Here is a 22483-nt window from a genome sequence, read left to right as displayed (position 1 = left end):
CACTACAAAAGCTGAGGCTGATGAAACTTTTAATTTCTTTTCGCAGAGCAGCTGCTACCTCGATCCTTATTGCAGCTGCAATTCTTTCTGGCTGTAGTCGCCAATCTGGTGAGTTAACGAATAATACCCAAAGCTCACCAAATAATACGAATACTGCACCTACATCTACTCCATCAGCTCGAAAGGATACAACACAACAAACAAGTTGTGCTGATGGTAATCCAATCAAAGGTATTGATAGCAAAAGATTAGGAAAAATTGCTCTCACTCCCCAATCTCCCGTATACAATAAGGTCGAGCCGTTAAGATGTTTTCCTAACATATCAGCAGCACAAGCAGCAGGTTATACAGTTCCCAAATAGATGACATATGCTAAACAGTTTGGAACTGCGCTGGTTTATTTCAGGAGAGTTACCTTCAGAGGTTTCCTCTTGGTTTGAGCATGATAAATTAGGCGGACAATTGCAAGCACCAGAAGCAAGGGAAGACGTGTATCTCTACGTTCCTGAATGCGAATATATGGGAATAAAATTGCGACAGGGACGTTTGGAAATTAAGTGGCGACAAGCAGAATTAGAGATTTTGCGGTTTGAACGGGTAGAGGGTAAGTTAGAAAAATGGGGCAAATGGTTGTGTGAAGATCCAACCACTGAAAGTTTTCAACCAAAGCATGTATTGAGCCAAAAATCTTGGGTGAGAATCGGTAAAGTGCGATCGCAACGTTTGTATGACGGTTGTGCCTTAGAACTCACTCAGTTAACTATCCAAAATAATGCCTGGTGGAGTCTGGCTTTAGAAACCTTTGGTACAGAGCTACAGAAAATGGATAAACTACAAAGTATATTTGAATTGATAAATACAACTTACATTGGATCGCAGTTAAAAGTCCAAAACTCTTATGCTTATCCTAAGTGGATAGAAATAGCAATGACGCATTAGATAAATAAAGTTAAAAGTCAAAAGTTAAAAGTCAAAATTAAGGAGTTAGAAGAATGCTAGTACGATCTCTTCCACTCACTCCTCACTTCTCACGTTTTTTCTACAAAAGTAATATCTAATAAATCTTCTTGAAACGCGATCTGACTGTTATATTGTTCGATTAGGCTACTAAGAGAAACTTGAGTCCGATCGCGAATAATGACGGCATCATTTTCATTGCGCGATCGCTGGAGAGAAACACCTTCTAGCCAATCGGCAAGATTACCGCTATAACCGTCAGCGACAGCTTTAAGATAATCAGTGCAGCGTCGAAATAGCTTTGGTAAAATCAATTGGCCGTTGGGAGGAGTAATAGAATCGAAGTCTACTAATCTGAAAATACTAGTACTATCTGCTGCCCATACTCCTAAATCTTTTTCCCGCGCTGCTAAAGCTGCTTCCCGCAGAACTTGACGATGCGATCGCGGTGTAGAAGTATAAACAGTATAATAAGCTTTGCCCTCAGCCATCATTAGAAAGTTAAGAGTTTGGCGCAAAAGTTCTGGTTCAACTTGCGTCCAGTTTCCATTCTCTAGCTGTGTGGCATTCTTGCCGATTAGTGCATAAGAGATAGGTCGTCCGTTGACATCAGCAGCCTGAGTTAAAATAACTCCAGAAATCGTATCGGGATCGGCAGATTGGACGCGATCGCCTTGAAATTTGATTTTGGCAAAACCCATCTTTTTTAGGAGAAAATCGCGAGTTTCGTCCCCTAGAGGTTGGGCATATCTGCCATAATGTACTTCTGGAGCATCTATACCTTCAAATCGCAATTGAACGCTGCGATCGCGAGAAGGTTTAATTCGGTAATTGCGCTGGAGTTCTTGATATAAATCTAGATCGTCAGCAATAAAGCGTACAGAATCTCCATCTGGTTCTTTGTCTGCTATGACAAATTTACCTTCGATCGTGAGGTAAAAAGGTGATGCCATGCAAACTTATCCTCCATATGAATACTGCTAGCCGATTAATGTCTCAGACTAGCAGCAATAGATTATGAAGAGATTATCAATAGTTTGTCTTTGATAAGTCTGTTGAGTTGTGCCAGATACAGAATTCTCTTTTCTACTTATTTAGAGGTATCTGGAAACTCGCCCATCCACAGCATTGCCTCAGAATTACTAGCATCTTTAGCAACAGCAGGACGAACTTTTTCGTACAGTTCGGGATGCTTTTCTGCCAATTGGGTTTCATTCAAATTTGCATCTAACACCGTGCCATCTTGGGAAAAAACGGAGTAGTTTAATCCATGGGAACCAGAAATAATTTTGACGGTGCGATCGCGCAATTCTAGCTGGGTAATTATTTGCCGATTCTCTGCCCGTGCTGTAGTAGAAAGCACGCTAATGATGAGGAGAGCTAGAGTTATAAATGAGACTGGGCGCATCATTTCGTCTCCAAAAGAAAACTTTGTAAGGCTCTGCCTACAAAAATAGCATAGTACCGAAACGAGTTAGGAAGCCGAACAGTTGAGGCGATCTCTATCCGAACCTTCAAATAACTTCAAGAAGACGTTGTTAGCTGCTAGTTGTACGTAAAGCCTACCTAAACGAACAGCATATCGCCTCTGCCAAAAACTTGCTCGTTCGCGGTTGAATTGTCCGTCCTTCACTGTATTCTCGATAACTATCATAAGTATTTTGCGTGCGAAATTTTTCGTCCCTTATAAACAGTCAGCAACTGTTTTGTGTTGTTGCTCAACTTAAATTCTAAGTATGACACCTCTGATAAGTCTTCCTACTACGGTTACAGTTTTGGAAACAGAGTGTGTCATTCGTCACTAGCTACTCGTCATTCGCTGAGTCACAAATGACCGAAGACCGATGACCAATGACATTCATTTAAAACTGTCGCAAAAACCGCAGATCGCTACTGTAAAAGCGACGAATATCATCGATTTGGTGGAGTACCATTGCCAACCGTTCCACACCCATACCAGCGGCAAAACCCGTGTAGACTTCTGGGTCGTAGCCTACAGCTTTCAACACGTTCGGATCGATCGCGCCGCAACCCATAACTTCCAACCAGCGCCCTTTCCACTGCACGTCTACTTCAGCTGAAGGTTCGGTGAAAGGGAAATAACTAGCACGGAAGCGGATCGGCACCTCACCAAACATTTCTTGTAAAAATATTTGGATCGTACCTTTGAGGTCGGTGAAAGTAATACCCTCATCTACCGCGAAAAATTCTATCTGATGGAAAACTGCGGCATGGGTAGCATCTACAGTATCTCGCCGATAGCAGCGACCTGGAACTACAATTCGCACGGGCGGCTCGTTGTCTTCCATATAATGAATTTGCCCGTTTGATGTATGAGTCCGCAGCAAATTGCCATCAGGGAGATATAGCGTATCCTGCATATCCCGTGCTGGATGGTCGGGTAAGAAATTGAGTGCCTCGAAGTTGTAATAATCCGTTTCGATTTCCGGTCCCGTTGCTACGGTGTAACCCAGACCGACAAAAATATCAATAATCCTGTCAGTAGTACTGTTGAGGGGATGGGCGTGACCGAGGGGACGAAAAACCCCGGGCATAGTCACATCTATAGTTTCAGATTCTAATTTCGCCTGGAGTCGCTCTGCTTGAAGCTTAGTACGTCGATCGTCTAAACCTGCTTGTACCGCTTCTTTAACGGTGTTGGCGATCGCGCCAAATTGCGGGCGTTCTTCAGCTGAGAGCTGACCCATTTGCCGCATAATTGCAGACAACTGACCTTTTTTGCCCAAGTACGCTACTCTAAGTTCTTCCAATCGCTCCAGGCAATCGGCATCAGCGATCGCAGTTTGTGCTTCCTGTCGTAGCGTTTCTAGTTGCGTTACTAAGTTACTAGGCTGGTCGGTCATGCTCTTTTAGCTGCTAACAATAATAAAATGTCTAACTGCGTCTATCCTATCAGTGTAAAACAGTTATCAGTTATCAGTTATCAGTGGTTAGTGAATATGCAAAAATCCTAGCCACTAGCCACCAGCCACTAGCCACTCCCTACCCTCCCAATGAAACTACTGATCAGCAATGATGATGGTATTTACGCTCTTGGTGTCCGCACCCTTGCCAATACTTTAGCTGAGGCGGGACACGATGTATTTGTCGTCTGCCCCGATCGCGAGCGATCGGCAACTGGACACGGTTTGACCCTGCATCAGCCGATCCGCGCCGAACTGATTGAATCGATTTTTCATCCCAAAATTAAAGCCTGGGCGTGTTCTGGCACTCCTTCTGACTGTGTGAAGTTGGCTTTGTGGGCTTTACTCGACACCCCCCCCGATTTGGTTCTGTCTGGCATCAATCAAGGGGCGAATCTAGGGACTGATATTTTGTATTCCGGTACGGTTTCCGCCGCAATGGAAGGGATCATCGAGCGCATTCCTAGTATTGCTTTTAGCCTGACTAGTTTTATCCATCAAGATTTTCAAGTCGCAGCTAACTTTGCTCGGTCTTTGGTTGCCCAGTTGGAACGGGAGCCGCTATCACAACTGATGTTACTCAACGTTAACGTTCCTCCCGTGCCGCAAGCAGACATTACTGGAGTCACGTTCACTCGTCAGGGCATACGACGATATGTAGATGTCTTTGAAAAACGAGTCGATCCCCGCGGCAAAACTTATTACTGGTTGGCAGGGGAACTATTAGAAGAAGTGGAACCAGAACCGGATCTGCATTTGCCTCAACACATTCCTACCGACGTGGATGCGATTCGCCAAAATTACATCACCGTCACGCCGTTGCAATATAACCTGACTTGTGCGTCAGGTTTACAACAATTAAGTCAGCGGCAAATAAATTTTCCTCCTGGGTAGCGATCGCGCTCGATCGACCAAGAACACAAGAATAATTCACACCAGGCAAATAGTTTGTGCCAAAGTGTAGTTTGTGTCAAAATGTAAAGCGTGTGGATAACTGAATCTACTACTAACGCTCTAACTCCAACTGCTGTTGCCCTGGGAAATTTTGACGGCTTGCATCGCGGGCATCAGCAAGTAATTCAGCCTGTCGTAAGTTTTGGTAGGGAGCAGGGAGCAGGGAGCAGGGAGCAGGGAGAAGTAAACAATTTCACTCACCACTCAACAGTAGTGACGTTTAATCCTCACCCGCAGGAGTTTTTTAGCGGACAGTCTCGCCAACTGCTGACACCACTACCAGAGAAAGTCAAGCAGTTATCCAGTTGGGGGATCGAGCAGTTGGTATTGCTACCTTTTAATCGAGAGTTAGCAGCTTTGAGTCCTGAAGATTTTGTCGAGCAAATATTAGTACAACAACTGCAAGCGAAAACAATTAGCATCGGACAAGATTTTCGCTTTGGCAAGCAGCGGAGCGGTACGGCAACAGATTTACAGGCGATCGCGGCTCGATTTGGTATTCCCGTGGCGATTTTGCCAAACTACAATTGTGAAGGCGAGAGGATTAGCAGTTCTGCGATTCGACAAGCATTAACTGAAGGCAATGTCAAACGCGCCGAGTTGTTATTAGCTCGTCCTTATACTCTTCAAGGTAAGGTCGTCAAAGGACAGCAATTAGGAAGAACCATTGGCTTTCCCACAGCTAATATTCAGTTACCCGAAAATAAGTTTTTACCCCGCCTTGGTGTTTATGCCGTCAGAGTGCTGATAGAAGACGAGAGAGTTGATGGGCAAGGAAGACAGAGACAAGGGGGATATGGGAGTGCTGAGGAAGCTGAGGGAGCAACTCAAAATTCAAAATTGAAAATTAATTCCGAATTCCGAATTCCGAATTCCGAATTCGGAATTGCTGTTGGAGTGATGAATCTTGGCTATCGTCCTACTGTTAACGGAATTGGGCTAACGGTAGAAGTACATTTGTTTGATTGGTCGGGCGATCTTTATGGTAAAGCGATCGCCGTTCAATTAGAAGAATTTATCCGACCGGAAAAAAAGTTTGCTTCCCTGGATGAACTGAAAGCACAAATTGCAGTTGATTCCGCCAAGGCAAGAATTCTGCTAACACCAAAATACACCACTGATAATAGTCATTAGATAATGTTGACGGCTCCCCACGAATAGAATTCGGGGGATTCCGAAGGGTAGTTACCCACTCTTCCTCCACTCAAAAATAGACAATTGCTCGTATTTTTGAGGGTTCCTGGACTCAGCAACCAACGTCGCTGATTTCCCCTGTCTTGCAACAGGCTTCTCAGGCGTAACTTTCTGGGGGACTCCCAGTAGTGGCAGCGATATGCCAAGTTCTTTCAATCCGCGTTGCCGGATTACGACAGCGGCATCAATATCTGCATCGGCTATATGACCGCAAGACTCGCACAAAAACTTCTCTTGGTCGCGGTTTGTGGGGCTTTTGTAGCCGCAGCAACTACATTCCTGACTGGTGTGCCTGGGATGAATCGAATGAATCAAAACACCTGACTTCGCAGCCACGACAATTGTTTTTTGTTTCAACTCACCCCAAGCCGCATCTCCGATAACTCGATTCAAACCTCGCTTCGCAGCCTGACCGTTATGTAGGTAGCGTCCGGTTTCGGGATCTACCTTGGGCTTGCAGCGTGCCATCATTCGCTTGATATTGAGATCCTCGAAGATGATGAGATCGGTGGTACGGGTTAGTTTGTGTGCTACTTTCCACTGATAATCCGTGCGTCGCCGCTCTATTTTTTGTTCAAGACAAGCTAGTTTTTTATATGCTTTACGACGGTTCTTAGACCCTTTTCTCTTGCGAGATGCGCGTCTATGTAATATTCGCCGTCGCCTTGAGCTAGATTTCAGGAAGCCTGGGTTGGGAATAATTTCGCCCGTGTCGATAGAAGCTAGTTTGGCTATACCAACATCCACACCAATTGCACTTTTTACAGCTAGTGGTGTTGGGGTGGTTGGGACAGAATTATCCTGCAATCGAACGCTAATATACCAGCCATCAGCCTTAGAGCGGACTGTTACAGTCTTGACGGTAAAGCCGTCTGGAAACGGGCGGGACTGGAAAAACCGACACCAACCAATCCCAGGCAGACGAACGCGATTACCTTGAAAGCGCACGTCTCCAGGAGGATAGCTAAACGAGCGAAATTTACTTCGTCGCTTGGGTTTGGGGTAGCCCGCCTCTCCTCGAAAGAACCGTTGAAAGGCATCGTCTACCCGCCGCAGCATTTGCTGGAGAACGTGGTGCTGAATCTGCCCGTACCAGGGGCGCTCTCGCTTAAGGTTGGGTAAATCGGCATCTTGTTGTGCCAACGCGCTTCGCTTCTTGCCCGATGCTGTCCAAGGAGAGCCGTATAGTGCATTTTTCGAGACAGAGCAAGTTAGAGGACAGCACTCAGATGAAGTTGCTAGATCGCAGTAATTGCCTAGCACCGGACTTTTGGCTTGCTCATACGCTTGGGCTCTTTCACGAATCCGAAAGTTGTATTGCAGTCTTAACATCTCTACGTGCTTCTCCATCACAGCCGATTGACTGGGAGACGGGTTGAGCTTGTAGATATATCCGACTAACATAGTTACTATACACTTAAGCTAAAGTTAGTATACAGCTATGACTTAAATAACACAAATAAAAATTGAAACATCAATTCAAATCCAACAAAAACGTTGTCTACTCCTGTAAGTACCACATCGTCTGGTGTCCCAAATACAGACGCTCAGTACTCAAGTCGGGTGTGGATATTCGACTCAAAGAAATCTTGCAACAGATAGCCCAAGAAATTCAAGTAGATATTTTAGAGATGGAGATTATGCCCGACCACGTACACTTGCTAGTCGAGGTAGACCCGCAGTTCGGGGTACACAAAGCGATTAAACGTTTTAAGGGCGCATCGTCTCGTTATTTAAGACAAGAGTTTCCACACTTGAAAAGCAGACTTCCTACTCTTTGGAGTAACTCGTACTTTATCTCTACTGTTGGTGGAGCGCCTTTAGAAGTAATTAAGCAGTATATTCAGTTTCAGAAAGAAGTTTGACGGCGATTAAAATCGCCTGCGCCCTTATCCCCATAGCTAGAAGACTAGGGGCTTGCGGGCGCGTCTTTCCGGTCAGAGGCACTCTTGCTTTCTTACAAGAGATAACTGGTCACTGATAACTGGTCACTGATAACTGGTCACTGGTCACTGTAAAAGCCTGTGGTACAATGAAAAATCGCGGCATTTTATGACTAAAGAGTAAATCATGGCACTGACACAACAGCGCAAGCAAGAGCTTATTTCCGAATATCAAGTTCACGATACCGATACGGGATCGACTGAAGTGCAAATAGCAATGCTAACAGAGCGGATTAGCCGTCTCAGCGAGCATCTACGCAGCAATCAGAAAGACCACTCTTCGCGACGGGGTTTGTTAAAATTAATCGGACAGCGCAAGCGGCTGTTAAGCTTCTTGCAAAGTGAAGACAAACAAAAATATCAGAATTTATTAGCTCGTCTCGGTATCCGAGGTTAGAAAGGGTTGGAAACTATGGCAGCTGAAGAACCGCAAAAGCAAAGCGATCGCCTCCCGTTTGAACCTGCTAGGAAGCGCCAAAAACCTCCCAAAGCACAAGCCTCTGCGACTCAAGAAACCAAAGCACAACCGAACCGCAAGTTAACGAAGCGGGAAAAGGAAGAAATCGCTATTCCTAAAGTTGTTAGCAGTCGGATGGCACGGCGGATGGCGGCGTTTGCTGGGATACCAACATTTTTGGGGGTATCTACCTTTTTTGTCAGCTACATAGTTGTGAGCAACGGCTGGTTGAGATTGCCTCCCATAGCCGTGTTGATGGTAAGCATGGGATGTTTTGGCTTAGGCGTGTTAGGAATTACCTACGGTATTCTCTCTGCTTCTTGGGATGAAGATAGAATCGGAGGCATCTGGGGCGGACAAGAGTTCCAGACTAACTGGGGGCGTATGGTAGAAGCTTGGCGGGCAAATCGGCAAAAGAATGTTTAACTAAAACGTCAGCCACCAACTTTTAATACTTAACCTAACTTGAACGAGGCGAGTGGGTGAAAAGGAGACGAACAGGGCTTTTGCATGGCGATCGCACAATCCTTAACTTTTCATCCCTTCGTTATATAAAAATTTCAACTGAGTGTTTATTTAGCAAGCAGCGAGTCGTGAGTAGTTGATAATAACTGGTCACTGATAACTGATAACAGATAACTGAATAAGGAATTTAGCATGATTATTGTGATGAAAGTTGGTTCGCCACAAGAAGAGATCGATCGCATTAGTGAAGAAATGTGCGGTCGAGGGTTAACGCCTGAGAGGATTGTGGGGAAACATAAAGTTGTCATCGGATTAGTCGGCGAAACAGCCGCACTCGATCCGTTGCAACTGCAAGAAATTAGTCCTTGGATCGAACAAGTTTTGCGAGTAGAACAACCATTCAAACGTGCGAGTTTAGAGTTTCGTCACGGACAACCTACAGACGTAGCGATCGAAACGCCCGACGGAGCAGTTCACATCGGTCAAAATCATCCAGTGGTGACAATTGCGGGTCCCTGCTCGGTCGAAAATGAAGAAATGATCGTGGCTACGGCGCAGTACGTCAAAGCGTCAGGAGCTAAACTGTTGCGCGGTGGAGCGTACAAACCTCGGACATCTCCTTATGCTTTCCAAGGACATGGTGAAAGTGCTTTAGGCTTGTTAGCTGCTGCACGGGAAGCTACGGGCTTGGGCATCATTACTGAAGTGATGGACGCGGAAGATTTGGACAAGATTGTAGAAGTCGCCGATGTCATCCAAGTGGGGGCGCGGAATATGCAAAATTTCTCGCTGTTGAAAAAAGTGGGAGCGCAACCCAAACCAGTTTTCTTAAAACGAGGGATGTCAGCCACAATTGAAGAATGGTTGATGGCAGCTGAATATATCATGGCTGCGGGTAATCCCAACGTGATTTTATGCGAACGGGGTATTCGTACCTTCGATCGCCAGTATGCGCGAAATACCCTAGATTTATCGGTGATTCCCGTGTTGCGATCGCTGACTCACCTACCAATTGCGATCGATCCCAGCCACGGCACGGGAAGGGCAGAATACGTACCATCAATGGCAATGGCGGCGATCGCGGCGGGTGCAGATTCGCTGATGATAGAAGTCCATCCAAACCCTGCTAAAGCCCTATCTGATGGACCCCAATCCCTCACACCACAAAGATTCGATCGCTTAATGCAGGAACTCAGCGTTATTGGCAGAGCAGTAGGGCGCTGGCAGCAACCAGTTGTTGCTTTGACATAACTTAGGGCAGGCAACGCCCATCCCCAAAATTCGTAAGCTAATCAAGTAGGGTGGGCTTTATTTACCCAATCGTTGCGCGGATGTTGAAAGTTACCCACAACTCGATCGATTTCCCGAGCGATCGCTAATAATTCTATTTCTCGCCAACGCTGACCCACAATTTGCATTCCAATTGGCAATCCATCCGGTGTAGAGCCAACTGGAATTACCACAACTGGATGACCTGTAAAAGCAAAGGGAATTGTATAAGCACCCGAAGCCATCAGATAAGGTACTTTTCTACCATCAATTTCAATTGCCGTACCTGTTGGACAATGCTTAAATGCAGGTGTCATCGCTACAGGACAAAGCCACGCATCCCACGGTTCGAGTTCTGCATCCATTTGAGCGATAAAGCGATCGCGTTGAGTTAATGCGGCAAAATAGCCTTTCATGTTGGGATTCAATGCGGTTGAAAATCCAATTTTAGGCACGTTACTTATTTTACGTAATGCGCGGTCGCCTTGAGTTGCTTCGCCTAACATCAAAGTCAGCGAGTCACGGACATAATCAAAGTCAAATGGTTGCGAAATGGGTGAAGTGTAAGCAGAAATTGTCAGGTAGACTTGCCAAGCTGAGATAAAATCAAATTTTGGTATCCATTGGTCAATTTGCGTTCCGGCATTTGATAACTTGTGGGCAACTGCTTGCATTGCAGATTTAATCGATTGAGCCACCGGATACGGATTGACTTCGTCTGTCCAAGCAATTTTTACATGTTGTAGGCTCTTGCAGCTGGGACTATCTAGAGGAACGGGTGGAACTTCTGGTTGGCGCGGATCGGCTCCCGCAATGAGCGAAAAGCATAATTGTAAATCTTCAATGGAACGAGCGATCGGACCTGCTACCAACATTTGCCGAATACAACGAGACATGCCTGGAACTTCGGGAATGTGACCCGCTGTAGATACTCGCCGATCTGTAGGCTTAAGTCCATACACGCCGCAGAAATGAGCAGGTTGTCGAATTGAGCCTGCAATGTCGCTACCAATATCTAGCGGTGAAAGTCCCGCCGCGATTGCTGCCGCACTGCCTCCAGAACTGCCACCAGGCGTATAATTTAAGTTCCAAGGATTATTAACCCGTGCAAACAGATCGTTTGTACTCTGGAAATTACCTGCCAGTTTAGCTGGATTTGTTTTAGCCATGACGATCGCCCCAGCTGCACGCAATCGCGCCACTACCGTTGCATCTGTTTTGGGAATGTAATCTTTTAGAGGTTTGTATCCAGCAGTAGTCAGGAGTCCGGCTGTTTCAAACGCATCTTTAATCGTGACGGGGACACCGTGGAGAATGCCCCAATTTTCTCCTCGCGCTAGGGCTTCATCTGCTTCTTCAGCGCGTTCGCGGGCGCGTTCTGCATCCAGCTTGCAAATAGCATTGAGTTGAGGATTGTACTTGACGATTCGAGCTAAATATGCATCTAAGACTTCCACAGCCGAGACAGTGCGATCGCGAATCATCTGAGCTAGCTGGTAGGCAGGAGTAAAGACAAGATCGTTCATATGTTTGTAGGAGATTGAATTTTAGTTACGTGCATGGCATTCATAGGGGCGCACAGCTGTGCGCCCCTACAGTCTGCATATTTCATTCCTTTGACAGTACAAGTAGATAAAATTAATTATATTAACTTTTAGTTAATTGTATTAACTAATTAAATATTTCTATGGGTCGTCCGACAAAAGAAAATTCTCTAACGCAACAAGATGTGATTAATGCTGCGATCGCTTGCCTCGATCGCGAGGGAGAATCAGCTCTAGGTGTAAATCGAGTGGCGAGGGAATTAGGGATTAAACCGCCAGCTATCTACAAGCACTTAGATGGCAATCCAGCCCTCAAACGAGCAGTAGCACTAGCACTTTGGCAAGATTTTTTTGCGTTTTGTCAGCCAAGAAGTACAGGACTGAGTGATTCCAAGGAGTTACTGAAAGCTGGGGGACGAGCAACCCGTGACTATGCGCGATCGCACCCAGCTCGTTATAAAGTGATGATGCAATTTCAGTTGCAACCGTCCGATCCTGATGCGGCTGCAATTATTCAGGAAACTCTAAAATTCTTTCGCAGAATACTAGATCCTTATGAATTCACAAACGATCGGCTCGTAGATGCAATGCGAATGGTTAATGCCGCAGTTAATGGTTTTATTGCCTTAGAACAAGGGAAAATGCTAACTCTAGAGCGATCGACAGATGCTAGTTTTGAAGTTATGCTTGAGGCGCTCGTTGTGGCGATCGAGCATATTCGACAGCTTTAACTAAGCCGATCGCAATTTAATACTACCTTTGTCGAAAACTCGGTTATCTGTACCGATCGCACTTATCTCTATTCTGTCGGCATACACTTCATAAGTGGCAAAACTCAGTTTACTGGCAGAAAGCGCCGTCCACTCGGAACGATTTACAGGACGAGTTCCTCCACCAGCACCAGTAATCATATATGTCGTACCATTAATCGGGCGCGATCGCTCGTAGTTATGATCGTGTCCGTTAATATAGAGTTGCACGCCATACTTCTGAAATAGTGGCGTAAATTGTTTAATAAAAGATTGACTATTGCCGTAATGACCGGAAGAATAAACTGGATGATGTCCAAAGACAATTTTCCAAGGAGCATCGCTGCGACTGAGTTCTTTTTCTAACCAAGCCAGTTGAGTATCCCAATCGGCATTACTATTAGTATCGAGAGCGAAAAACTGTACCGGATCGCGGCGAAAAGTGTAGAATCGCCCTTGCATATTAAAGCCAGGATAGCGCACTTGAGGATCGCCGTTAGCAGTGCGAATGTCGTGATTGCCAAGACAAGCGTAGAATTTTACCCCTTGTTTGAGTAGGGGTTGATAGGGACGCTCGAATACAGCTTGAATTTTTTCGATCTCGCCATTGTTGTAAATATTATCTCCCGCCAAAATTGCTACATTAAACTTGTTTTGACGGTGATAGGCAGTCATTGCCTCAGCTACAGCATATTGTCCGCGATCGCCCGTTCCCGTATCTGCCACCGAGATAAATCGCAACAAAGGTTTTGTAGATGGCTTAGGTTTTAAATCGTCAGCACCAGAAGCAATTGCCGATTTCTCCTGTGTCGGAGATTCACGTCCGTGGATTTTGTTCCACAGCGCCACACCAAAAAAGCTCAATGTACTCAGGAATAGAAATTGACGGCGTTTGAAACTCATAAGTTATGTGGTAATGGGTAATTGGTGAGTGGCTGGTAGCTAGTGGCTAGTGGCTAGAATCTTTATCCAGCCACTAGCCACTAGACACTGATAACTGATAACTGATAACTGATAAGCTAGGTGCAGCACCCGCTAAGAATTTAACTCATCTTCGATTGTTTCGCTGCTTGGGAGGAAGAAATTTATGTCACAGGAACCGTCTAATTCCCAAAAGTTACCTTCCCCTGAACGTAAGCCAAAAGCAAATTCCTTTCAGACAGCGGTAAAAACACAAACAATTAAACTGCTGCGTGGCACGATCGCAATTATAGAAGGAGCGATCGCGCAACTAGAAGCAGAACCCACAACCACGACTGAAGCAAGTTGGTGGGAATCTCTACAAGACGGCTGGGATTCAGTTTTGGGAAAAATTCGCTCTGTGTTACCAGCAAATCTTTCAGGTAAGCTGTCTAACTCTGCTTTGACCGGAATTATGGCAGGAATTGCAGTCATTTTGGTGCTGACAACCTCAAATCTATTTTCAGGTAAACCTACAGAGATTGCAGTAGCTCCTTCTCCTCTGCCAGAACCACCAGCAGTAACAACAACTCCTGCTCCCGCACCAGAAGTCCCAGCAGCAACAACAACTCTTGATTCTGAACGAGAAATACCAATCGCGACAACGCCTTCTTCCACACCGGAATCACCAACAGTTAAAACTCCTTCCCTTACAAATGAACCCTCTTCCACAGTGGAAGTGGAACCAAAAATAGCTATTCCTAGTGAGTTAACTGCACCCCAGCCAGTAAAGGGTGACACACCTCCTGAGTCAGCACCTACCCTAATCGCACAACTGACACCGGAAGAGATTTTAGTCGCCACAATTCAAAAACAAGTTGAAGAAATTAGCGATCGCGTTGCGGATGGACTAGTACAGTCTATTCAACCCAATTTTGGGGGTAGCAATTTGGTAGTCACGCTTGGCGATGATTGGTACGATCTCCCGTCTTCCGAGCAAGACAAATTAGCAGCTCAAATGCTAGAAAGATCCAAAGAACTCGATTTCAGTCGCTTAGAGGCGATCGATCCCAAAGGAAATATAATCGCTCGTAGTCCAGTGGTCGGCAAGGATATGATAATTTTCCGACGACAAGATTTAAGTAGCAATCTTTAAAAGGCGATCTGCTCCCTGCTCCCTTTGAAAACAAACTCAGCCTTGATTCTTAAGAAAAATTAAGTCACTTTAATTTATGAATAAAGAAATAAAGAAATTGTTTTATTTATAGGAATGTTCGGTTTTTTATCCTTAACTGTTAATTTTGTATCACTTGTAGCGATCGATTATGTATCGTATGTAGCAATTCGTTCTGAATTATATGTACCTAATAGCTAAGAGTGTTAAATGATAATGGATTAAGCCTGCTAATTGTTAAAGTTCCAGATTAGATTTAAAATCTGTAAATTTTACCAGACAGTTACGCTCTTACATTTGTGTTTATATATTATGACCGTGCTAACCAAGTCAGATTAACTTGTTACAATTTAATCCAAATTAGCAACGCCTGTACTGGATAGCTGGTTCGGTACGGGTAATTTTAGTATAAGTAAGTTATTACATTTTCACTTTGCTATCGTTCTAGTCAAACTCAATCTCCGAAATTCTGAGGTATCAATGACTTTTTATCAAGAGATCGCACAAAATGAAGTTCTCGATCGCAGCAAAATCTTTACAAGACAGATGAAGAAAGAGAGCAACCCCTACGAGGAGGTTAATACGCACCCTAACGGTGAGCTATTAGATACCTTCAGTCGGGGTCGAGTCGCGATTTTTATCGATGGCTCTAGCCTCTTCTATGCTGCTTTACAACTAGGAATTGAAATAGACTATACTAAACTGCTGTGCCTGTTAACAGCAGAAGCCCCTCTCTTACGTGCTTTCTTCTACACGGGTGTCGATCCGATCAACGATAAACAACAAGGTTTCTTACTTTGGATGCGTCGCAATGGTTATCGCGTCATTAGTAAAGACTTAATTCAGTTTCCTGACGGTTCTAAAAAAGCAAAGTTAGATGTAGAAATAGCCGTTGATATGATGACCCTAGCTGGCTGTTATAATACAGCCGTTTTAGTTAGTGGAAATGGAGATCTTGCCTATGCAGTTGATGCAGTTTCTTATCAAGGTGTACGTGTAGAGGTCGTCAGTCTTCGGTCTATGACTAGTGATAGTCTGATCAATGTTGCCGATCTCTACATCGATTTAGCTGGGATTAAAGAGCAGATTCAAAAAATATTTCCTTCTGAGTAAAGTTAAACTCGGGTGAGATGACGATTAGACTTTGAGTGTCACTAATTCTCGATTTCGTCTTGCGAGAACCTCGGTAACTAAGGTTGGCATTTCTTGATAGCAAGCGGGGCAAAACCAATAAATGCCTTTAGCACTGATATGCCGTAGTAATGTTTGAGAACAACAAGGACAAGTTGGTGTAGACATGGCTGATGCTTGGGTTGGAGGTGTACGAACTGAGGAAAAATAGAAGCAAGATTGAGTCTATTTATGCAGATTTATCGGAGGTATATCATCACAATTCCAAATTCAAAATTTAGAATTCAGAACTCGATCTAACCAAACCAGTGGGAAGGTGCTAATCCAGATTCTGTTTCTGAGGGAATATGATGAACGATCCATTCCCAATATTGCTGTAATATCTCTTGTATTCCTTGCTTTGCTAAGTTTTCGATCTGCAATTTTCGGTAAGAACTACAATCTCCGAAAGTAGTGCAATTTTCTCCTTCTTCTAAAACTGTATAGGAGTTAGCAACTCTGCTTAAAATATAAGCAATCAATTTTTGGCGTAAGTCTGGAATTGCAAAAGCTTTTTGATAGGGGTAGTGGGGATAATCCTCTAACGCAGTTTCAATTTGTTCTACCACCATTGGTAATGTTACATTCACGACTGCTTTAGTCATTTTTTATACCTCAATCTATCAATCTCTAAAATCTGCATAAATCGTCGTAGTTTTAATCTAAGTGATAAATATGAGGAACTTGTGAGAAAATAAAAATTTTTTAAAGCTTATAGTTAAGTTTGTTAACAAAAACATGAACTGATGTAAACTAGTTTTCCTATTGTGGTAGCGCAATTAACTCTAGCTGAGCGATGGCAAATAATCACAACCATTCTGCTTCAACTCGACCATTGGTCAAGAGATTCTCTATCCAAAGATAGATTGACACAATATAATGAAAACCGCACGTATGTCTGTTATTTTGCATACAAAAACCTAGATTCGTTAGGCGATCGCATCAGTTATCGTAGGGGCGGGTTTAGCAAAAAATTGATAGTTGACAGCAATAATCTTCACGCAAAACCCGCCCGTACAGTAGTCAGAAACCGCAGGGGCGGGTTTAGTAAAGTCTCGATGGTTAGTGACAATAATCTTCCTGCAAAACCCGTCTGTACAAGGGTTAGTTTTATAGTCTTAACCCCCTAATTTCTAACCTTTAATATCTCTGCATTTACCATGCTTTGGGACGGTGTTTTTTATCGTTAATATCACCTTCAAAAGGCTGAACTCCTGTATTTGGATACTGGTCGTCGTTCGGAGCAAAAATTCGCTTAACCGCAGCTCCTAAATAAGTTACCAGTTGTGCTAAAGCATTCCAGACAAACTGTACGACTTGCCGTGATGTTCTACTAAGCGACATATTTTTTCCTCCTAATTCAACTAACATTCACTAGCAAGCTATTGCGCTTGAACAGATGGGTCTGTTTGGGTGGGTAGACCTACCTCAGCGGCAGAACGGCTTAACATAGACTCCTGGAGGTGTTCTTCTTGTTGCCTTTGTCCGGTCATGAGTTCTCTGGCTGTTTGTTGAATTTCCGACTCGCCAGACTCGGCTAACTCTGCTTCTGTACGCTGCAACATAGACTGCTGTAAATTTTCCTCATGCTGGCGCTGCTGCGTCATTGCCTCTCTTGCTTCTTCTCGCGTACTCATAGGCACGTCTCCAAAATGAGTTGTTGGTTGTTAGTTTTTGCTTGGTAGTTGTTGGGTCTTGCTGAAATATCTATAAATTGTGAAAAATTGCGAATGAGTTTGTTAAATCTGTTCTTACAGGATGGGTGCTGGCAAGTAGAATTCGGTTTCTCGTGTCTGAGGGTAACCGATCTGCTTCTATTGTTAGAATAAGCTGACAATTTGAGGAACTTGTGAGGAAACAGTTATCAGTTGTCGTAGGGGCGGGTTTAGTCAGCAGATTCACGGCTTTAGCTATCATCTTCGTTCCAAACCCGCCCGTACAGTTATCAGTGGTCAGTTATCAGTTATCAGTTATCAGTTATCAGTTATCAGTGGTCAGTTATCAGTTATCAGTTATTAGCGATCGAGGAGTAGTGGCGAATTGGTAAGAGCTTAATTCCAGCCTAAAGTAGTCGCGACTTGAGAGGCTAGCTGAAGAGGGTCGAAGGGTTTGGCGATCGCATCTTTCATACCTAACTGAGCGTAGCGGCGGCGATCGGCTGGTTGTACCTTGGCAGTTAAGAAAATTACGGGAATATGTTTTGTTGCTTGGTTTGCCTGCAACTCTTTATAAGTTGTTAATCCATCCATCTCAGGCATCATGACATCAAGGAGGATAGCATCGGGTTGTTCGGCTGCGGCTTTGATCAAACACTCGCTACCAGAACTAGCCGTGCTAACTTGCCAACCCGCTACCATCTCCAAACAAATTTGGGCAACCTCTTGGATATATGGTTCGTTGTCAACTACTAATATGCGTTTGGCTGTCATTGGTCATTGGTGAGTGGCTGGTGGCTGGTAGCTGGTGGCTAATGGCTAGGCTCTTTTCTAGTCACTAGCCACTAATCACTAGCCACTGATAACTGGTCGCTGCTCCCTGTCTCCTTAAATGCAACCACACGCCCGCGCCCGTTTTTCTTGGCACGATAAAGGGCTTTATCTGCTGCGCGATACAAACTTTCTAGATCTGCACCGTGTTGTGGGTAATGGACGATTCCAACACTAAAGGTGATGGGTATGTTGCATTGAGGGTGTGTAGACTGCTGTTGCTGCCAACCGATCGAGATGTCTGTCAATCGCTGTACTCCATCTTGGCTAGTCATGCCGTACAAACCGCAGACGAATTCTTCACCACCCCAACGAGCTACTATATCTTCTCGACGCAACGAATGCAGTAACCACTGTCCCAACTGACGTAACACCGTATCGCCCACTGCATGACCGCAGGTATCGTTGACTAGCTTGAAGCGATCGATATCTAAAACTGCCAAACAGAAGGGTTGATGATGGCGCTTTGCTAGATTTAGCAGGCGTTCCAAGTCTTGAGTAGATTTATGGCGATTGGCAACTCCCGTCAGCGAGTCAATTTCTGCTAAGTTACGCAAAAGTTCGATCCGGTCGAGCCGATTCATAATTCGGTTTACGAGTTCCGGTCCTACAATCGGCTTGCTGACAAAATCATCCGCCCCAACTGCAAATACTTGATTTACCGTATTGGCATCGCTGTAGGCAGTCAGAAATAAAATTGGCAATCCGCACCAGTGCGAATCTTGGCGCACGATCTGACACAACTCCAAGCCGCTGAGATGGGGCATATTAATATCTAAAATGAGTAAATCTGGGGCTGAGGCTTCTAAAGTTTCCCAAAAACGGCGGGGATCTTCGATACAAATCGTCCTCAAGCCCCACGGTTCCAGCAGGCTGCGTAGGGTAGCAAGGATCTGGGGGTCGTCATCCACTACCATCACCTTAGCTGCTGTCGCTTCCTTGGGTAGCAATTGGGTGACTGCCTGTAAAACTTTGGCTGGCGGTACGGGCTTGGGTAAAAAGGCGTGTCCGCCACAACGGGCGACTTCTAGTCGCGTCATCAAATTATCTTGATTGCTATGGACGAGAACGGGCAAGGAGGGATAGCGATGTTTGAGTTCGACTAGGAGTGCTAAGCTGTCTGCTGTATTGCCATCAAGATCGAGCAATACGACTTGGGGTGGCGATAAAGCGATCGCTTTCCTAGCTGTTTCTAGTTGAGTGGCTATTTCTGCTTGAATGCCCCACACTCCTGCTTCTGCGATCAATGGCTCTGCTAAATGGCGATCGCTATTGAAGATTAATAATTGCGGCAACTCTTGTTTAACTGTGACAGGTGTTGTCAGTTCGGGAGGAGTTAGTTCTATCGAGCGGCGTAAAGCCGCTACAAGTTCTCGCAAATGCTTTGTTTCTGTTTGACTCATCGACTTTTTGGCTCGCAAACTACGTTCGATTTTCCGTGCCAGTTGCGAACCTGCAGCAAAACCAAAAGTACCTAAAGAACCTGCTAAAGTGTGAGCAGCTTGTTCTGCATGATGACGTTGCTCTACTGTCAGTTGAGCGGGCAAAATTTGAGTGGTAGCTTGTTCTAATAGCGTTACTTGCTCGTTTACCCTCCCCTGAAATCGCTCCCATACTCCTGCTAGAGCTGTAAGAGTTTGTTGTCGCGTCTGCTCGCTTGGCTCTTCAGATGATGGTAGTGTGAGTTTATTGACCGATGGCAACTTGAGACGATAGCCGATCCCGTAGACGGTTTCAATTAAATCTGCGGGTGCGCCAACCGCTTTTAATTTCTGCCGCAGTCCTTTAATTTGCGTCCTTACGGCTTCTTCCCCTGGAGTTTTATCAAACGACCAAACACGATCCAAGATGGCGCTGCAACTGAAAACCCGGCGATTGTTCCGTAAAAACAGTTCTAGCAAGGCGTACTCTTTGGGAGTCAATTGTAGCGATCGCCCGCTATAAGTCACTTCGCAGCTGCTCGGATCGAGTCGTAGCTCTCCCCACTCTAATACTGGGGAAACACTCGTATTTCCACGCCGCAATAAAGCTCGCACGCGGGCAAATAATTCTTCTTGATCGAAGGGTTTGACAAGATAATCATCTGCACCAGCATCTAACCCGATTGCCTTATCATGACTGCTATCTCGTCCGGTCAGCAACAAAATTGGCATTTTGTAACCCTGCGATCGCACGCGACGGCAAAGCTCAATTCCGTCCAACTTTGGCAGCATGACATCTAACAGGATCAGGTCATATTCGTAAGCTTGAACTAGTTCCCACCCTGATTCGCCATCGGCTGCTATTTCTACAGCATAATTTTGCTCGGATAGCACCAGATCTAGGGCATTAGCGATAAACTCGTCATCCTCTACGACTAAAATGCGCATTGTCTAGCGATCGGTTGTCAGTTATCAGTTATCAGTTATCAGTGGTGCGTGGTGTGTGGTGCGTGAATTGTCTTGCTCCCCCAGCTTCCTCAGCTCTCTTACCTCTCACCTGTACTCAAGCCGATCCTAAAGCAGAATTACATAAAATTAAGGTTTGTTTGCAAATTTAAAACAATATCAAGCTGAATTGGTTACAAAAGTTGATTGTTGAATTGGTCATTGGTCATTTGTTGTTGGTTGACAGTTGTTGGTTGACAGTTGACGGTTGACAGTTGACGGTTGACAGTAATTATTCTTCCTTGTCTCCCTTGTCTCCCTTATCTCCTTCAGCTCTCCCAGTTTCCCCAGCTCTCTTCTGTTCCCTGTTAACTGATAACTGACAACTGATAACTGATAACTGTTATCCCTTGTACAGAATCTCATTTCGACTTGCTGCACCCAGGGGAGTAGGGGTAGCGCCGATCGCGTGGGGAGCGATCGCGGTAGGAATGACGGGGGAGGCGTGCCATTTATGGAGGAGATTTTGTAGGAATTTGTCTTGTCCTGCGCGCAGGCTTTCAAGCTGCCATCCTCTATTGATAATGACAAACCAAACTAAACCGCGATCGCGGGTGGGCAAAACTCCTGCTAAGGCGCTGACTTCGTTCAAGGTTCCGGTTTTGACGACAGCACCCGCAGGAATGTGGCGTAGCTCTAGCGTACCTCGGCGATCGCGTCCCGACACGGGGAACAAGTCGGCAACGCTCAGCTTATAGGGAAGTAATTCTCGTTGTACTGCCATAAACATCGCACAAGCTGCCCTGGGAGAAATCTGATTTTCCATCCCTAGTCCAGAAGTATTACCCAGCAAAATTTCTGAGTCTGGCACTCCTGTGGTTGTTGCAGCGATTTGGCGCACGCTTGGCGCTCCACCTAACATTTGTCCTAGCATTTGCGCCATTTCGTTATTACTGTAAACATTCATTTCCTTCAGAATTTCTGCCAAAGATAAAGAATGATGACGTAGTAATAAGATTTGCTTGGGATTGGCGATCGCCGCGACTTGTACGGTTCCGGCGATCGCAACACGCGGTTTTGGCGTACCTGGGGATAAGGTGGAGTATTGCATTTTAGCAGCAGCTTTCCAGGTAGAGGCATCCAGTCCTTGTTTGAGCAGTTCTCCAGCCTTGAGGGGATCGGCTTGATAGTTCATGGCAAAGTTACCAGTCACTACCAAATTGCCCCTAACGCGAGAAATTCCCAATCGATTCAGACTGTTACCCAAGGCGATTGCTTCTTCCCAAACAAAAAGCGGATCTCCTCCGCCTGTAACGATTAAATCTCCCTCTAAAACTCCTTTTTGAATTGGTCCTGTGGCACTAATCAGCGTTTGGAAGCGGTGATTTGGTCGCCAAGTTTTTAAAGCAGCTAGGGATGTAGCTATTTTTGTCAGCGAGGCAGCCGGTAAGGGAACTCGACCGTTATTTTCACTCAGTAGTAATGGTCCCGACTGTATCCAAATTCCCTGCTCGGGGCTGGCTATTCCTTTGGTTTTCAACCCTTGTAAATACTGCTGCAAGGTTGTCGTCGCCAAGCCATCCGGTGCTGAGTTCAGCACTAGTGCCGGAGCAGTTTGTAGCGCTAATAATTCCCATGCTGCTGATGCTTCAGGGTGTATCCCTGCTACACCTAGCCAAAAACCAACCAACCCCGAGCTAATCAGATCTAACATATCAGTTATCGGTTATCAGTTATCAGTGTACAGACGTTACATGTAACGTCTGTACAAAGTTGTTGTAGGGGCGGGTTTAGCCAGCAGATTCAAAGCTTTAGCCATAATCGTCGTTTCATCCCCGCCCGTACAGGAGTCAGTTATCAGTTATCCGTAATGCGTGATGTGTAGGTTTTAGGGTTTAGGATTTTATTGCAAATTGCCAATTGTGACTTGA

At 45.1% G+C, this 22483-nt stretch carries 27 protein-coding genes; 13 read left to right on the top strand and 14 right to left on the bottom strand.

Translation table 11 applies throughout. The features are described 5' to 3' along the window. Window positions 1–20: 20 nt before the first annotated feature. Together QH73_RS12515 and QH73_RS12510 are read left to right on the top strand one after the other, a co-directional pair. Entirely contained in the window at window positions 21–362 is a 342-nt protein-coding gene (locus QH73_RS12515; protein WP_132866994.1) for a sunset domain-containing protein, read from the top strand. 7 nt (window positions 363–369) lie between these two features. Then, window positions 370–939: a hypothetical protein gene (locus tag QH73_RS12510; protein WP_039714248.1), complete on the top strand. Its 570-nt coding sequence runs from the start codon at window positions 370–372 to the stop codon at window positions 937–939. A gap of 89 nt (window positions 940–1028) precedes the next feature. Here QH73_RS12510 and QH73_RS12505 read toward each other — a convergent pair whose 3' ends face one another. From QH73_RS12505 to pheS, 4 genes are all read right to left on the bottom strand, one after another. Then, a complete protein-coding gene (locus tag QH73_RS12505; protein WP_039714247.1) occupies window positions 1029–1910 on the bottom strand; it encodes a thermonuclease family protein in 882 nt (293 codons plus the stop codon). 137 nt (window positions 1911–2047) lie between these two features. After that, the gene (locus QH73_RS12500) at window positions 2048–2368 is read right to left on the bottom strand and encodes a hypothetical protein (protein WP_132866993.1); all 321 of its coding nucleotides are present in this window, start codon (window positions 2366–2368) and stop codon (window positions 2048–2050) included. Window positions 2369–2431: 63 nt separating this feature from the next. Continuing rightward, window positions 2432–2611, bottom strand: a complete 180-nt coding sequence (locus tag QH73_RS12495) for a hypothetical protein (RefSeq protein WP_132866991.1) — start codon at window positions 2609–2611, stop codon at window positions 2432–2434. Window positions 2612–2819: 208 nt separating this feature from the next. Further along, window positions 2820–3821: a phenylalanine--tRNA ligase subunit alpha gene (gene pheS / locus QH73_RS12490; protein ID WP_039714246.1), complete on the bottom strand. Its 1002-nt coding sequence runs from the start codon at window positions 3819–3821 to the stop codon at window positions 2820–2822. 150 nt (window positions 3822–3971) lie between these two features. Here pheS and surE point away from each other — a divergent pair, with 150 nt between their 5' ends. Together surE and QH73_RS12480 are read left to right on the top strand one after the other, a co-directional pair. After that, window positions 3972–4775 carry a 5'/3'-nucleotidase SurE gene (gene surE, locus QH73_RS12485; protein ID WP_039714245.1) on the top strand — a complete coding sequence of 268 codons (804 nt, stop codon included), beginning with the start codon at window positions 3972–3974 and terminating at the stop codon, window positions 4773–4775. Window positions 4776–4865: 90 nt separating this feature from the next. Further along, on the top strand, window positions 4866–5969 hold the full coding sequence (locus QH73_RS12480) for a bifunctional riboflavin kinase/FAD synthetase (protein WP_039714244.1): 1104 nt from the start codon (window positions 4866–4868) through the stop codon (window positions 5967–5969). 51 nt (window positions 5970–6020) lie between these two features. Here the strand turns inward: QH73_RS12480 and QH73_RS12475 are convergent, their stop codons facing one another. After that, window positions 6021–7433 (bottom strand): RNA-guided endonuclease InsQ/TnpB family protein, encoded by a 1413-nt coding sequence (locus QH73_RS12475; protein WP_039713397.1) that lies wholly within the window; start codon window positions 7431–7433, stop codon window positions 6021–6023. A 62-nt stretch (window positions 7434–7495) separates the two neighbouring features. Between QH73_RS12475 and tnpA the strand changes: the two genes are divergently transcribed. The 4 genes from tnpA (at window position 7496) to aroF (ending at window position 10145) form a co-directional block, all read left to right on the top strand. Beyond that, window positions 7496–7894: an IS200/IS605 family transposase gene (tnpA, locus tag QH73_RS12470; RefSeq protein WP_039713398.1), complete on the top strand. Its 399-nt coding sequence runs from the start codon at window positions 7496–7498 to the stop codon at window positions 7892–7894. Window positions 7895–8099: 205 nt separating this feature from the next. Continuing rightward, a complete protein-coding gene (rpsO, locus tag QH73_RS12465) occupies window positions 8100–8369 on the top strand; it encodes a 30S ribosomal protein S15 (RefSeq protein ID WP_015154123.1) in 270 nt (89 codons plus the stop codon). A 15-nt stretch (window positions 8370–8384) separates the two neighbouring features. Next, the gene (locus tag QH73_RS12460; protein WP_039714243.1) at window positions 8385–8855 is read left to right on the top strand and encodes a PAM68 family protein; all 471 of its coding nucleotides are present in this window, start codon (window positions 8385–8387) and stop codon (window positions 8853–8855) included. A gap of 231 nt (window positions 8856–9086) precedes the next feature. Continuing rightward, on the top strand, window positions 9087–10145 hold the full coding sequence (gene aroF / locus QH73_RS12455; protein ID WP_039714242.1) for a 3-deoxy-7-phosphoheptulonate synthase: 1059 nt from the start codon (window positions 9087–9089) through the stop codon (window positions 10143–10145). Window positions 10146–10186: 41 nt separating this feature from the next. Here the strand turns inward: aroF and QH73_RS12450 are convergent, their stop codons facing one another. Continuing rightward, on the bottom strand, window positions 10187–11689 hold the full coding sequence (locus QH73_RS12450) for an amidase (RefSeq protein ID WP_039714241.1): 1503 nt from the start codon (window positions 11687–11689) through the stop codon (window positions 10187–10189). Between the two features lie 161 nt (window positions 11690–11850). Between QH73_RS12450 and QH73_RS12445 the strand changes: the two genes are divergently transcribed. Further along, window positions 11851–12438 carry a TetR/AcrR family transcriptional regulator gene (locus QH73_RS12445; protein ID WP_039714240.1) on the top strand — a complete coding sequence of 196 codons (588 nt, stop codon included), beginning with the start codon at window positions 11851–11853 and terminating at the stop codon, window positions 12436–12438. Here QH73_RS12445 and QH73_RS12440 read toward each other — a convergent pair whose 3' ends face one another. Beyond that, window positions 12439–13359 (bottom strand): metallophosphoesterase family protein, encoded by a 921-nt coding sequence (locus QH73_RS12440; protein ID WP_039714239.1) that lies wholly within the window; start codon window positions 13357–13359, stop codon window positions 12439–12441. A gap of 184 nt (window positions 13360–13543) precedes the next feature. Between QH73_RS12440 and QH73_RS12435 the strand changes: the two genes are divergently transcribed. Next, window positions 13544–14512 carry a hypothetical protein gene (locus QH73_RS12435; RefSeq protein ID WP_039714238.1) on the top strand — a complete coding sequence of 323 codons (969 nt, stop codon included), beginning with the start codon at window positions 13544–13546 and terminating at the stop codon, window positions 14510–14512. A gap of 498 nt (window positions 14513–15010) precedes the next feature. Next, entirely contained in the window at window positions 15011–15643 is a 633-nt protein-coding gene (locus QH73_RS12430; RefSeq protein ID WP_039714237.1) for a LabA-like NYN domain-containing protein, read from the top strand. 24 nt (window positions 15644–15667) lie between these two features. On the opposite strand, the gene QH73_RS12425 is transcribed toward QH73_RS12430, so the two are convergent. The 4 genes from QH73_RS12425 to QH73_RS12410 form a co-directional block, all read right to left on the bottom strand. Further along, the gene (locus tag QH73_RS12425) at window positions 15668–15829 is read right to left on the bottom strand and encodes a hypothetical protein (protein ID WP_165587686.1); all 162 of its coding nucleotides are present in this window, start codon (window positions 15827–15829) and stop codon (window positions 15668–15670) included. Between the two features lie 128 nt (window positions 15830–15957). Further along, window positions 15958–16305: a hypothetical protein gene (locus QH73_RS12420; RefSeq protein WP_039714236.1), complete on the bottom strand. Its 348-nt coding sequence runs from the start codon at window positions 16303–16305 to the stop codon at window positions 15958–15960. 550 nt (window positions 16306–16855) lie between these two features. Beyond that, a complete protein-coding gene (locus QH73_RS12415; RefSeq protein WP_039714684.1) occupies window positions 16856–17044 on the bottom strand; it encodes a hypothetical protein in 189 nt (62 codons plus the stop codon). 38 nt (window positions 17045–17082) lie between these two features. Further along, the gene (locus tag QH73_RS12410) at window positions 17083–17337 is read right to left on the bottom strand and encodes a hypothetical protein (protein WP_039714235.1); all 255 of its coding nucleotides are present in this window, start codon (window positions 17335–17337) and stop codon (window positions 17083–17085) included. A gap of 212 nt (window positions 17338–17549) precedes the next feature. Between QH73_RS12410 and QH73_RS12405 the strand changes: the two genes are divergently transcribed. Beyond that, a complete protein-coding gene (locus tag QH73_RS12405) occupies window positions 17550–17747 on the top strand; it encodes a hypothetical protein (RefSeq protein WP_132866990.1) in 198 nt (65 codons plus the stop codon). Window positions 17748–17751: 4 nt separating this feature from the next. On the opposite strand, the gene QH73_RS12400 is transcribed toward QH73_RS12405, so the two are convergent. Further along, window positions 17752–18129, bottom strand: coding sequence for a response regulator (locus tag QH73_RS12400; protein ID WP_039714234.1), 378 nt, complete (start codon window positions 18127–18129; stop codon window positions 17752–17754). Between the two features lie 71 nt (window positions 18130–18200). After that, entirely contained in the window at window positions 18201–20555 is a 2355-nt protein-coding gene (locus QH73_RS12395; protein WP_039714233.1) for a response regulator, read from the bottom strand. Between QH73_RS12395 and QH73_RS12390 the strand changes: the two genes are divergently transcribed. Further along, complete coding sequence (locus QH73_RS12390) at window positions 20555–20725, top strand: hypothetical protein (protein WP_165587685.1); 171 nt, start codon at window positions 20555–20557, stop codon at window positions 20723–20725. The two genes, QH73_RS12395 and QH73_RS12390, sit on opposite strands and share 1 nt — an antisense overlap. A 230-nt stretch (window positions 20726–20955) precedes the next feature. Here the strand turns inward: QH73_RS12390 and QH73_RS12385 are convergent, their stop codons facing one another. Next, window positions 20956–22266 carry a D-alanyl-D-alanine carboxypeptidase gene (locus tag QH73_RS12385; protein ID WP_039714232.1) on the bottom strand — a complete coding sequence of 437 codons (1311 nt, stop codon included), beginning with the start codon at window positions 22264–22266 and terminating at the stop codon, window positions 20956–20958. Window positions 22267–22483 lie beyond the last annotated feature (217 nt).

The sequence above is a fragment of the Scytonema millei VB511283 genome, assembly GCF_000817735.3.
Lineage (GTDB): Bacteria > Cyanobacteriota > Cyanobacteriia > Cyanobacteriales > Chroococcidiopsidaceae > Chroococcidiopsis > Chroococcidiopsis millei_B.
The sequence above is the reverse complement of the archived record's forward strand: the minus strand, read 5'-3'. Positions and strand labels throughout refer to the sequence as shown.